A 19362-nucleotide genomic window follows, 5' to 3' on the forward strand; every position below is an offset into this window, starting at 1 on the left:
AACAATAGAAAGGGAAAGGACTAATTTACGATGCAAGGCAACCTGCCTATAATTACATTAGAAGATGTTCGAGTGCATTATGCTTCCGAAGGTAGTCAGGTGAGGAAAGCACTGGACGGGGTTTCACTTACGCTGCACCAAGGAGAATGGATTAGTATTGTAGGAGCGAATGGCAGTGGGAAAAGCACACTTGCTGGACTACTGATCGGATTCATTCCGCTATCGGGAGGGGTACGGAATATCTCGGATGAACTTACTGTTCGGGGTGTACTGCAGCAACCGGATGCACAGGTACTAGGCGATACGATTGAAGAGGAGTTTCATTTTGCGCTGTCACCATTAATGGAATCTGTAGAAGAGCAATTGGAGCGCAGGCAGGATGCATTACATACCGTAGGACTTCAATATCCCCCGGAGAAGGCGGTCTCACAATTATCCGGGGGACAGAAGCAACTGCTTAATATTGCTGTAGCGCTCGCAGCCAAACCGGATATATTGATTCTGGATGAGCCAACAGCCATGCTTGATCCAGGAGCAAGAGACCGTATCGAGGCCATCGTTCAGAAGATTACCCAGCGGGGGACAACGGTGATCTGGATTACACACCATCTGGAGGAAGCAACCCTGTGTGATCGAATCATTGCTATGGAGAGGGGACGTTGTGTGTACAACGGGACGCCGGAGTCCTTTTTCTATGAAACAGAGTTGAATGAGAAGGCTACTCGGGAAAATGTACAGCTATCTCCCTGTGAACGGTTAGGGTTGGACCCTCCTTTTACTGTAAAAACTGCGTTATTGCTCAAGCAAAAAGGTATGATGCCAGAAGCCATGCCACTGCGACCTGAGCAACTGGCCAAGGAGGTCGCACGTTGGAGATCAAGCTAACCAATATACGCATAGAAGCATCGGAATCGGGCAAACGTGCACTGCTTGAAGATGTGAGTGTACAGTTGAACAGTGGGGAAATCACCTTGCTGCTGGGCTGCACGGGTTCAGGAAAAACGACTTTACTACAGACGTTGGCTGGTCTGAGACCGCCCGATGCAGGAAGTATCACATTAGATGGCACACCTTTCTGGAAAGAAGGAAAAGTGCCGCAGTCGATTTTATTGCAAATGGGACTATTGTTTCAATTTCCGGAACAACAACTGTTTGCCCGAAGTATTCAGCGTGAATTCACATATTCTCTGCGTCCTTATCGACTTTCAGAGAAACAGCAACAAGAGCAGATCACAAAAGCACTGAACCAATGGGACCCGCCAGTGTCCTCGGAGTTGGATCGACGTTTTCATCTGGACAGGTCGCCATTTGCTCTAAGTGGGGGAGAGAAGCGCAGGTTAGGTCTTGCTCTCGGAAGTGTGACCAATCCGCACTGGCTTCTGCTGGATGAGCCAAGCGCAGGGTTGGAAGCCCAAAGTGTTGGGCTTTTGCTGGATGTATTGGAGCAACATCGTCTGGAAGGTGGTGGTGGCGTGGTAGCTACCCATGATCTGGATACATTTTTGCCTTGTGCGGATCGAGTATTGTTGTTGCAGGAAGGCCGTCTAATCGCCGATCTTACGCCGAGAGAACTTCACAAAAGGCCTGAACTGCTGGAGCAGACAGGGATTGGACTGCCACCATCGATGAGACTGGCACAGCAGTTAAGAGCAGCGGGTCTTGAGCTGCCATTGACCGCAATGACGCCAGAAGAGATGGCTGAATGCATTGTTCAGTCTACGTTAGTTGAGGTGGGGATTCAGGACGGATCGAAAGAAGCATCAGGGACGGTAACGATGGAAGTCAAGAGCGATGCAATGAAGTATGAAAAAGAAGCACAGATAGCGTCGTCCATTAAAACGGAGGATGATCCGAAGCTTTTTCCGAACACCTTGACTCATTCAGGCGGATTATATGGCGTCATGGACCCGCGTCTGAAATGGATTTTGTATATTTTGCTGGTCACCGCAGCTATGCTTCAACAGCGATGGCTGGGATTGACATTAACACTGGTGCCGGTAGTAGCAGCACTTGCCGTGCTCCCGCGTCAGACTTTGGCTGGATGTATGAAGTTAATGAAGCCATTATTATTCTTTTTCATCATATCAACGGCGTTATCTGGGACAACTCTCTCAACAGAAGGAGGAGGTTTGCACTTTGGCTTTTCTCTGATGCAGGCGGAAGGCACTTTGCTGAATGTGTATCGTTTGTTTATCGTCACAATGGCAAGCCTTTGGTTTTCGTTGACGACACCTTATGGGCGAATGGTAGAGGGGCTTAACTGGGTACTCGGTATCGGTAAAAAGATCAGGTTGCCCGTAGCTTCGTTTGCTCTAGCTGTAGCGTTAATCTTTCGATTTATCCCGATGATCTGGAGTGAGTGGCAGCGATTCTCACTGATCGTACGGGCACGTGGAAAGGCAGCTTTAAAACCAAATACCGTTCGAATTCGTGACCTGGGTCCGATGGTGATTCCCTTGTTAATGGCACTGTTCCAACGTGCGGAGGATATGACCATTGCGATGGAAATGCGTAAAGTTAGAGAGCACTCTATGCTCGGAGGACGTTCATCATTATTGGCATGGTCCAAACGTGATACCTGGATTAGCATGGCTGGCCTCATTGTTTTTGTACTATTAATATGGATTCGCCAATTGTGATGGCGATAATGATCGTGATGGATCCGGTAATGGATCAAAACCTAAACGCAGTGTTTTCCAAAGATCATGCATAAATGCGTTTGTCCTCGCTCACAATAAGTTGACGTTGATCATATGAAGTGGATCAGGAGGGATAAACGATGAAAGATAAGTTTTTGCGTGAAGAACGGCAAGAATATACCGATGTGTCTACGGTGGAGTCGCAGCGAAACGATATCACACTCGAAGAATTCCCGGAGGGTCCTTACGGTTCATCTCTGTTATCCGAGTCTCTCGGGAAAAGTTCTCCGTGGCGGGTGGATCAGAGGTCTGCACATCGTTTTGATTATGAAAATCATGAGCTTCATGAGGGAGAAGTACGGGATTATCCAGGTCAGGATGTTTTTGACGAAACGGTTCCGGATAACGTGTCCAAACCTCAATATACGGAAGAATCGTAGTGAGATTTTGATATGAAATAGAGCGTAGCCTCCGACAGGTTTTGTCCTGTTCGGGGGTTATTTTCGTTGTGTTTAATGAAAACAAATCTCCTCCAATTCCACATTATGGGTTATCATGTTTGTAGCTCGAAGTAAATTTGGTGGTATATGCGGGGGGACTTGGAATGAGAGAGATCGATTATAGTCAATATTTCTGGCAGGATGATAAGATCAGATTACGTGCTTTGCGTGAAGAAGATTGGGAGGATCATTATTATAACCGCTTTGATACACCTGCCCGTCGGTTATTGGAGTGTGCAGTAGAGTTGCCGCCAACCCATGTTGAAGCGAAGAGTTTCACGGAAAACTTCTCTGATTTTTCTTTAGCCAAAGGACGGATCATGTTTACAATTGTAAATATGGATGGTGAAAATGTCGGAGGTGTGAATCTGAACAGCATTGATGAGAGAAACGGTACCTTTAGCATTGGCATTCAAATTGACAGGGATCATCGAGGAAAAGGATACGGAACCAGAGCCGTTCGAATCTTGCTAAAGTATGCCTTCTTCGAGCGCAGGCTCAATAAATTTAATGATTATGTACTCGAGGGAAATGAACCTTCCGCAGCAATGATGAGAAAACTTGGATGTGTTCAGGAAGGTGTGCGTCGCCAAGTGATCTATACGGATGGAAAATACCAGGATCTGATCCTCTTTGGATTAACCAAAGACGAGTTTATGGAAAAAGAGGGGCTTGTTTGAAGTGAAGGCTAATAAGCTGAAATTAAGAGTGTAGTAGGAGGAATTATGAACCAAGCCATACACGATGAATTAATCATCGATTGCAAGGATATTTATTTACGTGAGTATCGACTCGAGGATTTGAAGAAACTGCAAGAAATTACGTGGCAACCTGAGGTGTATGAATTCTTACCGGGATGGAACGCTACGATTGAAGACAGGAGCCTGTGGCTCACCGAATATGAAATCCCTGAGAATCAGCGTTTTAAACAAGCTGTGATGGCGGGAGGGAATATCGGAGAGTTATATTTACGAATGGCTATTGTACTCAAAGAAAATGATGAGTTAATAGGATGGTGCTGCTCAGGGATCAAGGACGAACTGCCAGCACCCAATCGGGAGATTATGTACGGTATTTCGAAACACTTCAGGAACCGTGGCTATACAACGCAGGCAGTAAACGGAATGTCGGAGTATTTATTTGAACATACAAACGTGGAAGTGTTAAATGCCATCGCTTTGACTACCAATCAAGCATCCAATAAGGTGATACAGAAATGTAATTTTGAACGGTTAAATTTGATCGAGATCGAGGATGAAAAGTATAACCATTACCACCTGCGTAAGCAACAAGGCCAATTTTAATAGAACGTAGTCCCATAATGAAGGGCTATAAAATGAAAGTTTCGGATCAGGTTGGACAGTTATTGCTTTGGCTGCCTGATCTTTTTTGTATTTATTTTATTGGACAAGGCTTATATTAATAATTCTCTCCACGATAATAGCGCTCCAGTTTGTTGTCCAAATGAACAAGCTGCGCTTTTTTCTCCTCAATATCATTCAGCAACTTTTGTTTTTGATCCTCAATCAGTTTGGTTCTTTCCTTCAACGTGGAGGTTCCTTCATTGACCTGATCATAATACTTTTTGATGTCTTCCACACTCATCCCAGTTTCGCGAAGACATTTGATAAAAACCAGCCAGTTCAGATCATCCTCCAAATAAAGACGGTTGTTCTGCTCATTTCGTGCAGCAGGTTTCAGCAGTCCCTTTCTTTCATAAAAGCGGATCGCTCCAATGGAGATTTCAACTTTTTTCGCTACTTCTCCAATCGTTAACATGTTAATCCCTCTTTTTATAAAAATAATTTGACCTACACTAAGTGTAGCATAGTAACTTATACATTGTTAAATATAAATCAAATTATGGAAAGAAGGATTCGCATGAAAAAGACTGTTTTTGTAACCGGAGCAAATAAAGGAATTGGATATGAAATCGTAAAGCAGTTGGGTGAAGCCGGTTGGAAAGTTATCCTTGGCACACGTAGTGTCGAACGGGGGGGAAGAGCTGTTTCCGAGTTAACTTCCAGGGGGTTAGATGTAGAATTTGTACAGATCGACATGTGCGACTTGAAGAGCATTGAGCAGGCAGCCGATACGATTCAGAAGACTTATCCATCAATAAACCTTCTGATCAATAACGCGGGTATGCCGGGTGCTTTCTCTCATTCCTTCACGGATACAAAAGAGGAAGATCTGCGGAACGCCTTTGAAGTGAACTTTTTCGGCACCTTCCGTTTGAATCAGCGATTGTTCCCGTTAATCAAAGATAATGAAGGCACAATCATTAATGTATCAACCGACATGGCTTCTCTGGACCATATGCAAAATGCAGAATTTACTTTAAACGCCTTCGACTATAATTCATCCAAAACGGCCAACAGTGCCATGACACTTTCGATGGCTTATGAAGTCAAAAACAGCAGGGCGCAAGTCTTCGCGGTAACGCCCGGATTCACATCAACAGATCTTAATGGCAATGCCGAAGGCGGTAAATCAAAAGAAGCCGGCGCTGCGATTATTGTGCGCTATGCGACGGATGGTAAACGCCATAATGGGGAGTTCCTAGATGAGAATGGCGTATACCCTTGGTAATCCCGTTCATACCGGATGATCTTGTCCCCCGGATGCAGTGACTATTCATGAAATGAAAGTCAAAGCATTTATGCCCTTGTTGGAAAAATATCAGGATTTTGCAACAAGCCCCGCCAATGAAACCGTAGAAAGAATTATTACTCAACTCAATCAATCTTTTTCAGATTATTTTATAATTCATCATTTTGAGGTTACTGTTGGTGGAATTAGAGTCGTGGAAAAAGATGATCAAATCTATAGTGTTAGCCCAATTTTTATACTGCCAGAACATCAAGGAAAAGGAATTGCACAAAAAGTCTTTACAATGGTTGAGCAGATATATGATGATGCAAAGTCATGGAAATTGGGTACCATCTTACAAGAGAAAGGGAACTGTTATTTGTATGAGAAGATAGGCTACAAAAAAACGGGTGCAACAAAAGCAATTAACGACAAAATGACAATGGTATTTTATGAAAAGCATTTATAAGTTTCAAAATCTTTGTATATGATGCCTCAGATTCGTTAGCCAGCTGAAACCCATTGGGCTTCCACTATACTAATCGGATACAAAAAAAGAATCCCCCATTCGTTTCAATACCGAAATGAGTGGGGGATTTGTCATGCAATCAAGAGCGGGAACAAGATGATAGAAAAATGTCTGGATAGCTTTAACTAGAATCGACGCTCAGCTTAGACATCAGCCTTATACAGCGGCAGCAATATCATAAATTCCGTTCGCAATCCTACCTGACTTCGTACAGTAACTTTCCCACCATGCGACTCCACAATCGAGCGGGTAATGGCGAGACCGAGACCTGCGCCACCTTGTTTGCGCGAACGAGAACTGCTTGTGCGGTAAAATCGTTCAAAGATATGGGGCAGATGTTCAGGTTCAATGCCTGTGCCATTATCCTTCACTGATAATTCAGCTTTATGGTGCGTGGCATACAACGTTATGGAGATGGCTCCATGCTCAGGATCGGTATGCTGCACCGCGTTATGGAACAGATTCAGCACAACCTGCTTCAGCTTGTACGGGTCAGCCAGTACATATACCTCAGCCGTCAGATCGAGATGAATGGACCTCCGCTGAGCCATCATGGCAAGTTGTGGTTGCATTTCGAGCAGCAAACTGTTCAGCTGAATGACCTCCCGCTCCTGGTTAGGAGCCTGATCCAGCTTGGTTAATAACAGCAAATCTTCAACCAGCTTGTTAATTCGTACGGATTCACCGTGCATGCTGTCCAGTGCCTTATACAATTGATCTTGATTGGTCGCTGCACCCCGTTGTAGAACTTCAATGAAGCCGTGAATGGAGGTGAGTGGGGTACGAAGCTCATGAGAAGCATCAGACAAGAAACGCTGCATCTGCTCTTTCGATTCCCGCTCCGCTTCAAACGAGTTCTCCAGCCTTTCAAGCATGCCATTGAATGAAACTGCAAGCTGATCCACTTCTTCTTGTCCCTGAACGACGGGAAGGCGATCTGCGAGACTTCCTGCATCGATCTGCTGTACTTTATTCACCATGTTGGACAGGGGAACCAGCGTCCGGCGTAATACCTTAGTGTATAGAATAAGACCGGCTACCATGGCCAACAGCGATAACATGAGGAAGATTAGAAGCTGTTTAATAATCAAGTCTCTCAGTGGCTTTGTAGCCGTGCCCATCTGCACCATTGGTAAACCACGATTGCGTGGACCGGGTGAAGCAAATACAATCAATTGCTCATTCCCTTGGCTATCCGTGACGATCCGGTAGGGAATGTGTTTTTGTTCTTTCAACTCATCTGTAATGTCCTGATATTCAGGGGTTGATAGTTGAGGGGCTTTCAGACCGTCTTCTCCAAAAACATCCTCGAACGTACCTTGGTTATCAAACAGGGCCAGTGAACGGTCAGGAATAAACAACACCCGATTACCAGACCCGTTTCCTGCCTGTCCACCAAAAGGATTGTTGGAAGAGCCGCTACGTGACTGGATTCCGAGCCAAACCGGGGGCATGGACATGAGCTGTTCTTCCATGGTTTTTGCCTGATTCCGGTAGAGAAAGCTTTCCATGATCCAGAATTGCAGGATACCGATTAACAATAACAGCCCGGCAAGCACGAACAGGGAACGAGAGAGCAATTGAGATCGTAATGAACGAGGCCATATCCATTGGTGCAGACGTCTTAAACGAAGTTTATTTTTCTTAGGTAGCGAGTTCATCAGAGATCCAACCTGTACCCGACACCTCGAAGTGTGCGAATGAGTTTATGCTGTTTATCCCCGAGTTTGTCGCGCAAGGAGCGAACGTATACCTCCACAATATTTTCTTCCCCGCCAAAATCATACCCCCACACCCGGCTTAGAATGGTTGCTTTACTCAGTACAATCCCATGATTAAGCACAATGAATTTTAACAGTTCGTATTCGGTAGGAGATAGCTCCAGGACCTGATTCTGATAGGTGATTTCTTTGCGCTGATCATCAATTCGGAAGGGACCGTGGGTGACGGCTCCTATTAATAAAGGAAATTGATTACGCAGTCTGGCCTGAATCCGGGCGAGCAGCTCATCAAAGGCAAAGGGTTTGATCATGTAATCGTCAGCACCTAACCAAAGGCCCTTAACCCGATTCTCGACTTCGTCCTTCGCTGTCAGCATAATTACGCCAACCTCGGCACCGGTCTTGCGCAGACGCTCGACCACTTCGAATCCATCCATCTCTGGCATCATGACATCCAGAATAGCCATATGTGGCTTGAATTCAAGCACCAACTCAAGCGCAGCCGCTCCATCGGGTGCGGTGCGCACATCAAAGCCCTCATTGCTTAATCCAAGCTCTAGAAATTGTAAAATATGCGGTTCATCATCAGCCAATAGTATTTTAATTCCGCTGCTAAGCTTCATAATGTGCTTCTCTCCTTGCCTGATCCATCTAGATTTCTCCCTCACTTCGGAGGGACTGTATGTAGTATTATCGCTTGCCAAACTGAAATTTAGCTGAAAGGATTGTGAATTATCCTCAGACAACATTCAGCGGGCACTCATCCCAGTTTTATTTTGGCATGTCACAATACTAGACATGAAGAACTTTGAAGGAGTGATTAACTTTGAATAACACCAAAAGAAGGATGGATCTTGTCCTTCTGCCGATTGTATTACTGGCGGCATTTCTGAACGGGTACGGCATCTGGAACGATCCATATGCCAATTCCTATTATACGACTGCCGTTGGGAGTATGCTGAGCAACTTCCATAACTTTTTCTATGCTTCACTAGACTCAGCAGGCTCGGTCACTGTAGATAAACCACCAGTTGTCTTCTGGATTCAGACCGCCTTTGCCTATGTCTTTGGATTGCACGGATGGAGCGTTATTTTGCCGCAAGTATTAGCGGGAATCGGTTCGGTGCTCCTGAGCTATTTCATGGTGAAACCTACATATGGTCTTGCTGCAGCACGAATCTCGGCAATTGCGATGGCAACTGTGCCTGTTGTGGCAGCAGTCAGCCGGACCAACAATATTGATAGCATGCTGGTATTCACGCTGTTGTTAGGTTCATGGTTTTTGTTCAAAGGCAGCAAACAAGGCAGTACTTGGCGCATTCTGGTTGCTTTTGGGTTAATAGGCGTAGCCTTTAATATGAAAATGCTTCAAGCCTACATGATTCTCCCGGCTTTTTACTTGCTTTATCTGCTTGCATTTCAGGCGAAATGGAGAAGGAAGATCATCCTGCTGATCGGCAGCACAGCGGTTCTGGCGGTCGTTTCCTTATCCTGGGCGGTCACTGTGGATTCTATACCCGAAGACGAGCGGCCTTATATCGGAAGCAGTGAAACAAACTCGGTCATGGAACTCGCCTTTGGATACAATGGTCTGGCTCGCCTAACGGGTCAGCAGAATACTGCAGGTAACGCAGGTATGCCAAATGGTATGGGACAGGGAAATAATCGGGAAAATCGAGGAGACTCGATTTCAGGACCTAATCAGACAGGCAGTGGTGTTCCTGGCGCTGGGCAAGATGTCAATGCACCGGATAACGATAATATTAATGGTTCGAACGGCTTGAACGCCATGGGCGGCATGAATGGGCCGAATGGCAATTTCCCGAACGGGCAGATGCCGAATGATATGGAAATGCCAAATGGAAGAAATTTCGGCGGAGGCATGGGCGGAATGTTTGGTACAGGGGAGAAAGGTCCTCTGCGTCTGTTCCAGACTGAACTGTCAGGTCAAGCCAGCTGGCTTCTGCCCGTTGTATTGCTTGGATGCATTGCCATGTTTGCAGGGTTAAGACGGAGAAATATTACGAACAAACACAAGGAAGCCTTGTTCTGGCTGGCATGGTTGATTCCCGTTGCTGCCTTTTTCAGTGTGGCAGGTTTCTTCCATCAGTATTATCTGATTATGCTTGCACCTCCAATTGCGGCACTGACTGGCGCAGGATTTGTAGCGATGTGGAAGTCATATCGTGATCGCAATGGCTGGCAGGCATGGTTGCTTCCGGTGTCCGTGTTGCTGACGACTCTGTTCGGCTGGTATATCATGCAGGTGTATAACGATACGATTGGTGCAGGCTGGTCTATTAGTGAATTGATCGCAGGCATTCTGGTCACGATCATCCTAATCGTTATGCTTCATTGCACACATCGATGGAAACAGAGCTTCATTATCGCCGGATTCATGGTGATGCTGATCGGTCCAATCTACTGGGCATTCACCCCAATTACTTATGGTGGCAACAGCATGATTCCTGCAGCAGGACCTACTGGTTCCAATGGTATGTTTGGTGGAGCAGGAATGGGTATGCCGATGGGTAACGGTGCAGGAGACACAGAAATGCCTACAATGGGTGGCCGTGGCGGAATGGGCAACCGTAACGAAGAAGTGGATACAGCTACACTGAATTATCTGAAAGAGCACAATACAGGCGAAACGTATCTCTTCGCCACAACAGATTATAATCAGGCAGCACCTTATATTATCGACGAGAAAGCATCGGTAATTACACTTGGAGGTTTCTCCGGGTCAGACCCGGTGTACACAACAGAGGAACTTGAGCAACTCGTCAAGAGCGGGCAAGTGAAATACTTCATGGTTGGTGGCATGGGTGGCCGCGGAGGGAACTCGGAAATTAGCGATTGGATCAAAGAGCACGGAACCGAGATTCCAACGTCAGAATGGCAGACAGGCACCGACAGCGGATCTACGGATAACGGAGACACCGGAAACAGAGCTGGATTTGGATTCGGCGGACAGACGACCTTGTACGAAGTGAAATTGTAGCTATATAAATTGAACTTATCATTTACACGATAACGGAGAGGACAGAAAAAAACCTGAAAAAGCGAAGCGTTCGCCTTTATCCCCGGATTTTCCCTTTATAAAGGGAATCAAAAAATCTGGGGATAACAGCGATTGGAGGGTTGTTCTGTCATCGAAGTGTGCAGTTTGTATAGAGTGAAAATCTCGGACGAAGTCCATTGGAAAAGGGAGGGGACAAACATGGCTCACGCGTACCGATATAGCATTATTATTCCCATGTATAACGAAGAAGCGGTGATCGAGGAGACATATCGGCGTCTGAAGAAGGTCATGGGCAGCACAGGAGAGAGTTATGAACTGTTGTTTGTCAATGATGGCAGCATGGATCGAAGTGCTCTAATGATCCGTGACTACGCCCGTTGGGACGAGAGTGTGAAACTGATTGATTTTGCCCGTAACTTCGGACATCAGATTGCGATAACAGCGGGCATGGATTATGCAGTGGGGGATGCGGTCGTTATTATTGATGCGGATCTGCAGGACCCTCCCGAACTGATACTGGATATGATCGCCAAATGGAAAGAGGGCTATGAAGTCGTATATGCCCGTCGCACCAGACGAAGCGGTGAAACTCGCTTCAAGAAATGGTCGGCAAGTCTGTTCTACCGTGTACTGCGTGCGTCGACGGATACGGATATTCCAGTGGACACCGGAGATTTTCGCCTGATTGACCGCAAAGTATGTGATGAGATGAAACGTCTTCCGGAGAAAAACCGGTTTGTGCGCGGGTTGGTCAGTTGGGTCGGATTTCGTCAGACTGCGATTGAATATGAACGCGATGAACGTCTGGCAGGCGAAACAAAATATCCGCTGAAACGCATGCTGAAGCTGAGCCTGGATGGTATTACTTCATTTTCGTATAAACCGCTCAAGCTCGCAGGTTATGTAGGGGCGATCCTGTCGGTTGGCGGATTTATCTATATGTTAACGGTTATTGGTTCGGCCATCTTTACGGATTCAACGATTAAGGGATGGCCATCCATTGTGAGTATCATGCTGATGTTTAACGGTTTCATCCTGATCATGCTGGGCATTCTGGGCGAGTACGTGGGCCGCATCTATGATGAGACCAAGGCGCGTCCACTATACATTGTGAGAGATGTGGTTCATGCCGAGGGCCAGCAAGCACAATCCCGATTGACAGCCCGAGTTGCTCATCATGACTAAGCGTCTGGTGACACTCTTCAAGTTCGGTATTGTGGGTGTTGCAAATACGTCAGTGGATGCGGCGGTGTTTGCTTTGCTTGCAGTGGTTGGTGTACCGGTTCTGATGGCTCAAGTAATCTCATACAGCTGCGGTGTTGCGAACAGTTATTGGCTGAACGGCAGGTGGACTTTTCGAGATGCGGCACGAAGGGGTGGCGATAGAGCGAAACTTATTCGTTTTCTAATCACCAATCTTATCGTTCTCGCGTTATCCGCCCTCATTCTGATGACTTTGCACGATGTGTTGGGTTGGAGTCTCGTGATGAGCAAGATCCTGGCGACCTTGATGGGGATGATTCTGAACTATATGGCCAGCAGATATTGGGTGTTTCGTACAACGAACATATGAAAGGAGTCTATGATGATATGCGAATTAAAAAAGCAGTTATTCCGGCAGCGGGTCTCGGAACCCGTTTCCTGCCAGCGACGAAAGCACAGCCCAAAGAGATGTTACCGATTGTAGACAAACCGGCCATCCAATACATTGTTGAAGAAGCAGTGCAATCAGGCATTGAGAATATCCTCATTGTGACCGGACGCAACAAAAAATCCATAGAGGACCATTTTGATAAATCGGTTGAACTTGAACACTCTTTATATGCCAAGGGCAAACAGTCTTTACTGGAAGAGGTGCAGGCTATCAGCGAGATGGCAAATATTCATTTTATTCGTCAAAAAGAACCGCTGGGACTGGGGCATGCCATTGGGTGTGCACGGCAATTTGTAGGGGATGAAGCCTTCGCTGTACTGCTCGGAGATGACATTGTGGTGTCTGATCCACCTGCACTTGCACAGATGGTCCATCTCTATGAAAAGACAGGCAACCAGATCATTGGTGTTCGTCAGGTAGAAGCGGCAAATGTGAGCAAATATGGCATCATTGATTCGAATGGTGCAGAGGACCGGGTTCACCGGGTCACCAATCTGGTCGAAAAACCTTCTCTTGCAGAAGCGCCATCCCGAACAGCTGTAATGGGACGATACATTCTGAAACCTTCCATCTTTCCTATTCTAGATCAGATCGAGAGAGGGGCTGGAGGGGAATATCAGTTAACGGATGCTTTGAAAGAAGTAAGTCAGGTGGAGGAACTGTTGGCCCTTGAACTGGAGGGGCGTCGCTACGATATAGGCGATCAATTCGGATATATTCAGGCGATCTTGGAGATCGGACTGATGCGCAAGGAATTACAGCCCATGCTGACACCCTATCTTCAGAAGCTTGCAACCGAGTGGGCATAGGAATTGATATATAGTAGAGGTTTAGATCTACTGTAGGACGAGGTCTCCTCCGTACCGTGGTTCTGTCATAGGCTCTAGTGTTGTACAATTATTCCAGTAACGCTACAATTAGCAATAAGTTCAAGTTGCTCTTTGAGGAGTGAGGAATCATGAATGAATCTATCATCAGGGACCTTATTAAGTATATGGACGTGGAGGACAACGCCGCCACTCAGTACATTCAGACCGAGCATCGGATGAAACTGGGACTCTTTTGGGGAATACAGGAAGGCAGCCGGGTTCTGGAAATCGGTTGTGGTCAGGGAGATACAACGGCCGTGCTTGCACATCTGGTGGGGGAGCACGGGCACGTTCATGGTGTAGATATTGCACCAGAGGATTATGGTGCACCGCTGACCGTAGGCGAAGCGGCAGCCAAGCTGCGGAGATCTCCGTTGGGTGATCGGATTCGAATGGATTATGACTACGACATTCTAAGTGATCAGGCTCAATTTGCCGAGAATGAGTTTGATGTGATCGTACTTTCCCATTGTTCTTGGTACTTGAGATCGTTTGACGAACTCGCCCAGATTCTTAGCAAGGTTAGGACGTGGGGGCATCAGTTATGTTTCGCAGAATGGGATGCACGAGTTACAGATGTGAGCCAGCTCTCACATTGGTTATCCGTTCTTATTCAGTCTCAGGTCGAATGTTACAAAGAGAACAGCTTCTCCAATGTGCGGACGCTCTTTACATCGGAGGACATCCAAGAGCTTGTCTCTGCGGCAGGCTGGACGATTAAGGAAGAGACTTCGATCCATTCTCCTGAGCTGCAGGACGGTCGCTGGGAAACCGAAATGACACTAGCAGAAGCGCCTGTGGAATTGAAACTGCTTCCTATCCCGGACAAAGTAAAAACACTTCTTCTTTCTGAACTAAAATTGCTTAGGACACATCATGCCTCGGGGCCTGGGAGCCCACTGGGAACGTATGCGATGGTTGCCAAAAAGCAGTAAAGAAATAGCTATTTGTAGTATGTTATAATAAAAATGTCTATCGACGTACTTTTCACAGAAGACAGACCGTTTAGCTGAAGTTTTTCTTGCGATAATTGAATGGTTCAGCTCCACTGGAAACATATAAATTCCATGATCTAAAAAAATGTGTTTACTTCATCACGGTAATTTTGATATTATAATCGCAATATCAAATGCGACGAAGAGACGAGTAGATAAAAATCATTCTTTCAAAGAGAGCTCCGGCAGCTGAAAAGGAGTAAAGAACTTTTTATTGAATAAAGACTCAGAGCAGCACATCGGAACTTAGCATTTAAGGGATGGTGTGACAGGAGCTCCTGTTACAGAGCTAGAGTATGAACGGTCTACAGCTCGCAACATGGTTGTAAACCTTTACTTGAAGAGGCGGATATGGTGACATATTGGCGAATCTGGGTGGTACCACGAGAGTTCAATCTCGTCCCTGAGACTATTGTCTTGGGGATGGGATTTTTTTGGTTTTTCCGGGCTGTGACTACACGCTTTGGAATTGCCTGAATAGTGTTAATTAGGAAGTTAATTTCATAATACGTTGTTTTTAGTGAGTTATGAAATTGATTTGAAGAGAAGAATCACTTAAACCGAAAGGAAATGATGATTGAATGTCAGCAAAATTGAAAGTTGGTATCGTCGGAGGAACAGGAATGGTGGGTCAGCGTTTTGTGGACCTGCTTGATCAACATCCATGGTTTGAAGTAACAGCTATTTCTGCAAGCGCCAATTCGGCAGGTAAAACATATGAAGAATCCGTACAAGGCAGATGGAAACTCGCAGCTCCTATTCCGGAAGCTGTGAAGAAAATCGTTGTTCAGGATGCTTCCCAAGTTGAGGCTTTTGCCAGCCAGGTTGATTTTATTTTCTGCGCGGTTGATATGAAAAAGAATGAGATTCAAGCGCTCGAAGAAGCTTACGCTAGAACAGGAACCCCTGTCGTGTCCAACAACTCCGCTCATCGCTGGACAGCAGATGTACCCATGGTAATCCCTGAGATTAACCCGGGACATCTGGACGTGATTGAAGCTCAACGCAAACGTCTGGGTACAAAAACCGGATTCATTGCTGTAAAACCAAACTGCTCGATTCAGAGCTATGTGCCTGCACTGCACGCCTTGCGTGAGTTCAACCCGACTCAGGTTGTTGCTTCCACGTATCAAGCAATCTCGGGAGCAGGTAAAAACTTTACGGACTGGCCAGATATGCTTGATAATGTCATTCCATACATCGGTGGCGAAGAAGAGAAGAGTGAGCAGGAACCACTGCGGATCTGGGGCAGCATCGAAAATAATGAGATCGTCAAAGCATCGGCTCCATTAATTACAACCCAATGTATTCGTGTTCCGGTAACGGATGGACATCTTGCGACCGTGTTTGTAAACTTCGAGAAAAAACCAAGTAAAGACGAAATTCTGGAACGTTGGTTGCAGTTCAAAGGCCGTCCGCAGGAACTGGCTCTGCCAAGTGCACCAAAACAATTCATTACGTATTTTGAAGAAGAGAACAGACCACAGACAAAACTGGATCGTGACATCGAACGCGGAATGGGTGTCTCCACAGGCCGACTGCGCGAAGACTCACTCTATGATTACAAATTCGTGGGATTGTCCCACAACACGCTCCGTGGAGCGGCAGGTGGCGCGGTTCTGATCGCTGAACTGCTTAAAGCTGAAGGATATATTCAACCGAAATAAGCATAAAGGCATCATGAGCAACAGATTTCTGAAAAGAATGATTAGATCAAAACCATCACTCCTTGATGGTTTTTTTCTATTGTGGGCAGGAACCAGAAATGGGCAAGATTAGATTACAGAGATTACAGAGACTTCGGTAGAGATTACAGTAGAGGTTATAGTGACGAAAAACGCCGACAATCATGTGGTATTATCCCCTTTAAGTAGACACTTGAAAAAGCCTTCATGTTATCATGAGGGTTCAAGTGACACTTGGAGGGGATATTTTTACGCCAAAAAAAGGACAAACATTTCAGACGTATACCGAAGAATTTAAATTGAATGCGGTTAGATCCTATGTCGAAGGGTCTTCAAGTTATAAAGTGGTAGCTGAACGCGAAGGAATTCGAAACTGTTCACAACTGAAGGTGTGGGTGAAAAAGTGGAAAAACGGGGAATCGTTCGATGAGCGAAAAAACAATGTTCCGAATCCAATGAAAGGACGTCCCCGTACTGCCTTTAGCAGTGTAGAAGAAGAACGTGACTACCTTCAAGCACAGGTGGATTATTTAAAAAAGCGGTATCCAAATCTAGTAAAGGAGAAGCGCTGAGCCAACGGGAGAACTACGATATCATAGACGAATTGCGCTGCTCGCATAGCATTACACGCCTATTATCGATTACAGGAATACCCCGTTCCAGTTATTACAAATGGCGAGCAACACAGCCGCAGCGAGACGCAAGACAAGACCGTGATCGTGAGATCAAAGAACACATGATGGCTATTCATTTTGCAAACCGAGAGTTTGGTTATCCTCGCATGACAACGGCGCTCTGGGAGGCTGGTCTGAACGTTAATCACAAGAAAGTATGGCGAATCATGCGGGAACTATCGATCCAATCGGTCATTCGTAAGAAGCGGAAGAAGTCCAGCTATACGCCATCTGTGATTTATCCGAATCGCCTGAAGCGCAAATTTCATGCCACAGCCCCCCAGCAAAAAATGGTGACGGATATTACTTATATTTCGGATGGAAACACATTCGTTTATCTGTCTGTCATTCAAGACTTGTTCAACAACGAAATTGTAGCTTGGCAATTATCTAAACGGAACGATGTTCAGCTCGTATTGGATACGGTGGAACAATGGACACAAAAAAGAGACGTTTCGGAAGCCGTGCTCCATTCGGATCAAGGCTTCCAATACACGTCTCAGGCGTACAACACACGATTAGAAGCATTCGGCGTGAAGGGCAGCCACTCTCGCAAAGCAACCTGCCTGGATAACGCATGCATCGAATCCTTCTTTTCGCATCTCAAGACAGAGAAGCTGTACCTTAACCAGTGTAATTCAGAAGCAGAGATTCGACAAGCCGTGGAAGATTACATGTACCATTACAACTACCGACGATTTCAAGCCAAACTCAAACAGCGCGCACCGATTGAATATCGATGGGCGCTGGCAGCATAGCTTTTTTCATCTGTCTACTTGACAGGGGTATGACCACATGTCGGCGTTTTTTTAACATTCCAGTATTTTGTTAGGCCGCAGATGTCTTATCCGACTTTTGCAGAAGCTGAGAGCGACGACCGAGCAGATAACCTGTTAATGAAGCAAGCATCTGTTGAAATACCATGCCAAGCACAACCGGGACAGCAACTGGTGGCGGAAAATACGAAACAGCGAGTACTGCACCTGCGCTGATATTACGCATCCCTCCATTGAACACCAGTGCGACCTGATCAGCCTCATTCCAGCCCAACAATCGGGCGATGAAGTAACTTAGTGCATAACCGACTGATGCCAGGAAAATAATGATGACCGCAAGTCCAGCCAACTTCCAGTTGAAATCAGCCAAGTAAGGTGCAACGACAGATCCGTTAATCGCGACGACTGATGCCATGAACAATTTGGATAATGGATTCAACCTCGGTCCCCAGACCGGGACAATGGCGCCTTTGGTCCACTCATTCAGCAGCATACCGAGAAGGGATGGTACAACAATCATCCAAAACAGACTGCTCATCATGGCTGCCGTGTCCAGTGTAACACTGGTGCCGATTAGCAGGGATAACACGCCGGGTACTACGAAAGGAGCAAGCATGGTATCAATCAGGATGATGGAAAGCGTAAGTGCGATATTGCCCCGATAGATGCTGACCCAGATGAAGCTGCTGATTCCTGTCGGAATCACGGCTGCCAGAACCAGGCCCGTTATGGTATACGCATCTGTAGGGAAAACCAAATGACCCATACCAAGAGCAATTAGAGGCATCGCCAAATGCAAAATAAACAGACATACAAACAGGGGGAACGGCTTCTTCAGCACGTTCACAAAATCCCGTATCCCCAGACTGATACTTCCAGCGAACGTCATGAACGCAAAAAGCCAAGGAGATAAAAAGGTATAAGAAGAAAGAAAACTCCCGCATAACACGCCAATAATAATACTGATTGGGGTAATCAGTGGCATGATGCGGTTCAAGCGTTGGTTCAAGGCTTGAAGCATAATCATGACATCCCTTTACCGTGTGATTTTACTATTATACATCTTAATAACGTTGGCTGCAGACCCATTTGCAATGAAGCAGTCTGAACAGGTATCATGGACTTGGAACAAGGATTCCGATCAGGAGAAGGGGAGATGATCATGTTCATAAGAAAAAGAAAGCACACATTAATGATGACAGGCCTTATTGCATCAAGTATTCTACTGATTTCAGCCTGTTCTGTCGTGGAACAAGCCAATCAAAGTTTAAATTATGTGAGTGGGGCTACTGATTATATAGAACAGGTATCAAACGCCGGGGCTGATCTGCAAGAGCTCGCATCGAGTGCGGTGAATAATCCGGAGATTACAACGCAGATTCAGGAGAAAATCGATCTGATCCAAGCAGAAGCAAGTGAATTTTCTCAGTTGACTGCTCCTGCAATAGGAGAGAGCATTCATGAAAATCTGGTTAGTTACAATACTCAATTAACAGAAGTTGTAGACAATTTCGAGAATACAATAGCAGAGCAAGGTTTTACGGCAGAAAATTGGGAGAAGACGGGCATTCCTGAACTGATCACCAACATCAATAATTTGAAAGATCCGCTTAGCGGACTTCAGGGTGAATAAGTTGAATTAATTTTCAATATTTTATAAGGGCGAGATATCGGAATGATTGAATTACCGTTATGCTCGCTTGTTT

Annotated in this window: 18 protein-coding genes, 1 pseudogene and 1 other annotated feature; of the genes and pseudogenes, 15 read left to right on the top strand and 4 right to left on the bottom strand. The window is 45.9% G+C overall.

The features are described 5' to 3' along the window. The first annotated feature begins 30 nt into the window (after positions 1–30). The 5 genes from MKZ13_RS13730 to MKZ13_RS13750 all read left to right on the top strand — a co-directional run bounded on the left by MKZ13_RS13730 (position 31) and on the right by MKZ13_RS13750 (position 4443). Positions 31–885: an ATP-binding cassette domain-containing protein gene (locus MKZ13_RS13730; RefSeq protein WP_339184707.1), complete on the top strand. Its 855-nt coding sequence runs from the start codon at positions 31–33 to the stop codon at positions 883–885. Then, the gene (locus MKZ13_RS13735) at positions 870–2639 is read left to right on the top strand and encodes an ATP-binding cassette domain-containing protein (protein ID WP_339184709.1); all 1770 of its coding nucleotides are present in this window, start codon (positions 870–872) and stop codon (positions 2637–2639) included. The genes MKZ13_RS13730 and MKZ13_RS13735 overlap by 16 nt, the downstream gene beginning before the upstream one ends. Before the next feature lie 140 nt (positions 2640–2779). Then, positions 2780–3079, top strand: coding sequence for a hypothetical protein (locus MKZ13_RS13740; protein WP_017688728.1), 300 nt, complete (start codon positions 2780–2782; stop codon positions 3077–3079). A 164-nt stretch (positions 3080–3243) separates the two neighbouring features. After that, the gene (locus MKZ13_RS13745; protein WP_237175580.1) at positions 3244–3819 is read left to right on the top strand and encodes a GNAT family protein; all 576 of its coding nucleotides are present in this window, start codon (positions 3244–3246) and stop codon (positions 3817–3819) included. A 45-nt stretch (positions 3820–3864) separates the two neighbouring features. After that, a complete protein-coding gene (locus tag MKZ13_RS13750; protein WP_339184713.1) occupies positions 3865–4443 on the top strand; it encodes a GNAT family N-acetyltransferase in 579 nt (192 codons plus the stop codon). A gap of 115 nt (positions 4444–4558) precedes the next feature. On the opposite strand, the gene MKZ13_RS13755 is transcribed toward MKZ13_RS13750, so the two are convergent. After that, the gene (locus tag MKZ13_RS13755; RefSeq protein ID WP_076249478.1) at positions 4559–4918 is read right to left on the bottom strand and encodes a MerR family transcriptional regulator; all 360 of its coding nucleotides are present in this window, start codon (positions 4916–4918) and stop codon (positions 4559–4561) included. A gap of 102 nt (positions 4919–5020) precedes the next feature. Here MKZ13_RS13755 and MKZ13_RS13760 point away from each other — a divergent pair, with 102 nt between their 5' ends. Both MKZ13_RS13760 and MKZ13_RS13765 read left to right on the top strand, forming a co-directional pair. Next, positions 5021–5731 (top strand): SDR family NAD(P)-dependent oxidoreductase, encoded by a 711-nt coding sequence (locus MKZ13_RS13760; RefSeq protein ID WP_339184716.1) that lies wholly within the window; start codon positions 5021–5023, stop codon positions 5729–5731. Positions 5732–5783: 52 nt separating this feature from the next. After that, entirely contained in the window at positions 5784–6200 is a 417-nt protein-coding gene (locus MKZ13_RS13765) for a GNAT family N-acetyltransferase (protein ID WP_339184718.1), read from the top strand. Between the two features lie 203 nt (positions 6201–6403). On the opposite strand, the gene MKZ13_RS13770 is transcribed toward MKZ13_RS13765, so the two are convergent. Continuing rightward, positions 6404–7921 carry an ATP-binding protein gene (locus MKZ13_RS13770; protein WP_339184720.1) on the bottom strand — a complete coding sequence of 506 codons (1518 nt, stop codon included), beginning with the start codon at positions 7919–7921 and terminating at the stop codon, positions 6404–6406. After that, on the bottom strand, positions 7921–8604 hold the full coding sequence (locus MKZ13_RS13775) for a response regulator transcription factor (RefSeq protein ID WP_339184722.1): 684 nt from the start codon (positions 8602–8604) through the stop codon (positions 7921–7923). Before MKZ13_RS13775 ends, MKZ13_RS13770 begins: the two co-directional genes overlap by 1 nt. 224 nt (positions 8605–8828) lie before the next feature. Between MKZ13_RS13775 and MKZ13_RS13780 the strand changes: the two genes are divergently transcribed. The 7 genes and pseudogenes from MKZ13_RS13780 (at position 8829) to MKZ13_RS13810 (ending at position 17638) form a co-directional block, all read left to right on the top strand. Then, complete coding sequence (locus tag MKZ13_RS13780) at positions 8829–10982, top strand: glycosyltransferase family 39 protein (protein ID WP_339185391.1); 2154 nt, start codon at positions 8829–8831, stop codon at positions 10980–10982. A gap of 219 nt (positions 10983–11201) precedes the next feature. Next, complete coding sequence (locus MKZ13_RS13785; protein ID WP_339184724.1) at positions 11202–12188, top strand: glycosyltransferase family 2 protein; 987 nt, start codon at positions 11202–11204, stop codon at positions 12186–12188. Further along, the gene (locus MKZ13_RS13790; RefSeq protein WP_339184727.1) at positions 12181–12576 is read left to right on the top strand and encodes a GtrA family protein; all 396 of its coding nucleotides are present in this window, start codon (positions 12181–12183) and stop codon (positions 12574–12576) included. Before MKZ13_RS13785 ends, MKZ13_RS13790 begins: the two co-directional genes overlap by 8 nt. 17 nt (positions 12577–12593) lie before the next feature. Beyond that, the gene (galU, locus tag MKZ13_RS13795) at positions 12594–13466 is read left to right on the top strand and encodes a UTP--glucose-1-phosphate uridylyltransferase GalU (protein WP_339184729.1); all 873 of its coding nucleotides are present in this window, start codon (positions 12594–12596) and stop codon (positions 13464–13466) included. Positions 13467–13615: 149 nt separating this feature from the next. Further along, the gene (locus MKZ13_RS13800) at positions 13616–14461 is read left to right on the top strand and encodes a class I SAM-dependent methyltransferase (protein WP_339184731.1); all 846 of its coding nucleotides are present in this window, start codon (positions 13616–13618) and stop codon (positions 14459–14461) included. A gap of 190 nt (positions 14462–14651) precedes the next feature. Beyond that, positions 14652–14929 (top strand) — a binding site (T-box leader). A gap of 173 nt (positions 14930–15102) precedes the next feature. Next, positions 15103–16188, top strand: coding sequence for an aspartate-semialdehyde dehydrogenase (asd, locus tag MKZ13_RS13805; RefSeq protein WP_307413134.1), 1086 nt, complete (start codon positions 15103–15105; stop codon positions 16186–16188). Between the two features lie 233 nt (positions 16189–16421). After that, a pseudogene (locus MKZ13_RS13810) lies at positions 16422–17638 on the top strand (IS3 family transposase). A 70-nt stretch (positions 17639–17708) separates the two neighbouring features. Here the strand turns inward: MKZ13_RS13810 and MKZ13_RS13815 are convergent. Next, the gene (locus MKZ13_RS13815; protein WP_339184734.1) at positions 17709–18677 is read right to left on the bottom strand and encodes a bile acid:sodium symporter family protein; all 969 of its coding nucleotides are present in this window, start codon (positions 18675–18677) and stop codon (positions 17709–17711) included. A 171-nt stretch (positions 18678–18848) separates the two neighbouring features. Here MKZ13_RS13815 and MKZ13_RS13820 point away from each other — a divergent pair, with 171 nt between their 5' ends. Beyond that, complete coding sequence (locus tag MKZ13_RS13820; RefSeq protein WP_339184736.1) at positions 18849–19289, top strand: DUF6376 family protein; 441 nt, start codon at positions 18849–18851, stop codon at positions 19287–19289. Positions 19290–19362 lie beyond the last annotated feature (73 nt).

The organism is Paenibacillus sp. FSL R5-0701 (assembly GCF_037973995.1).
Classification (GTDB): Bacteria; Bacillota; Bacilli; order Paenibacillales; family Paenibacillaceae; genus Paenibacillus.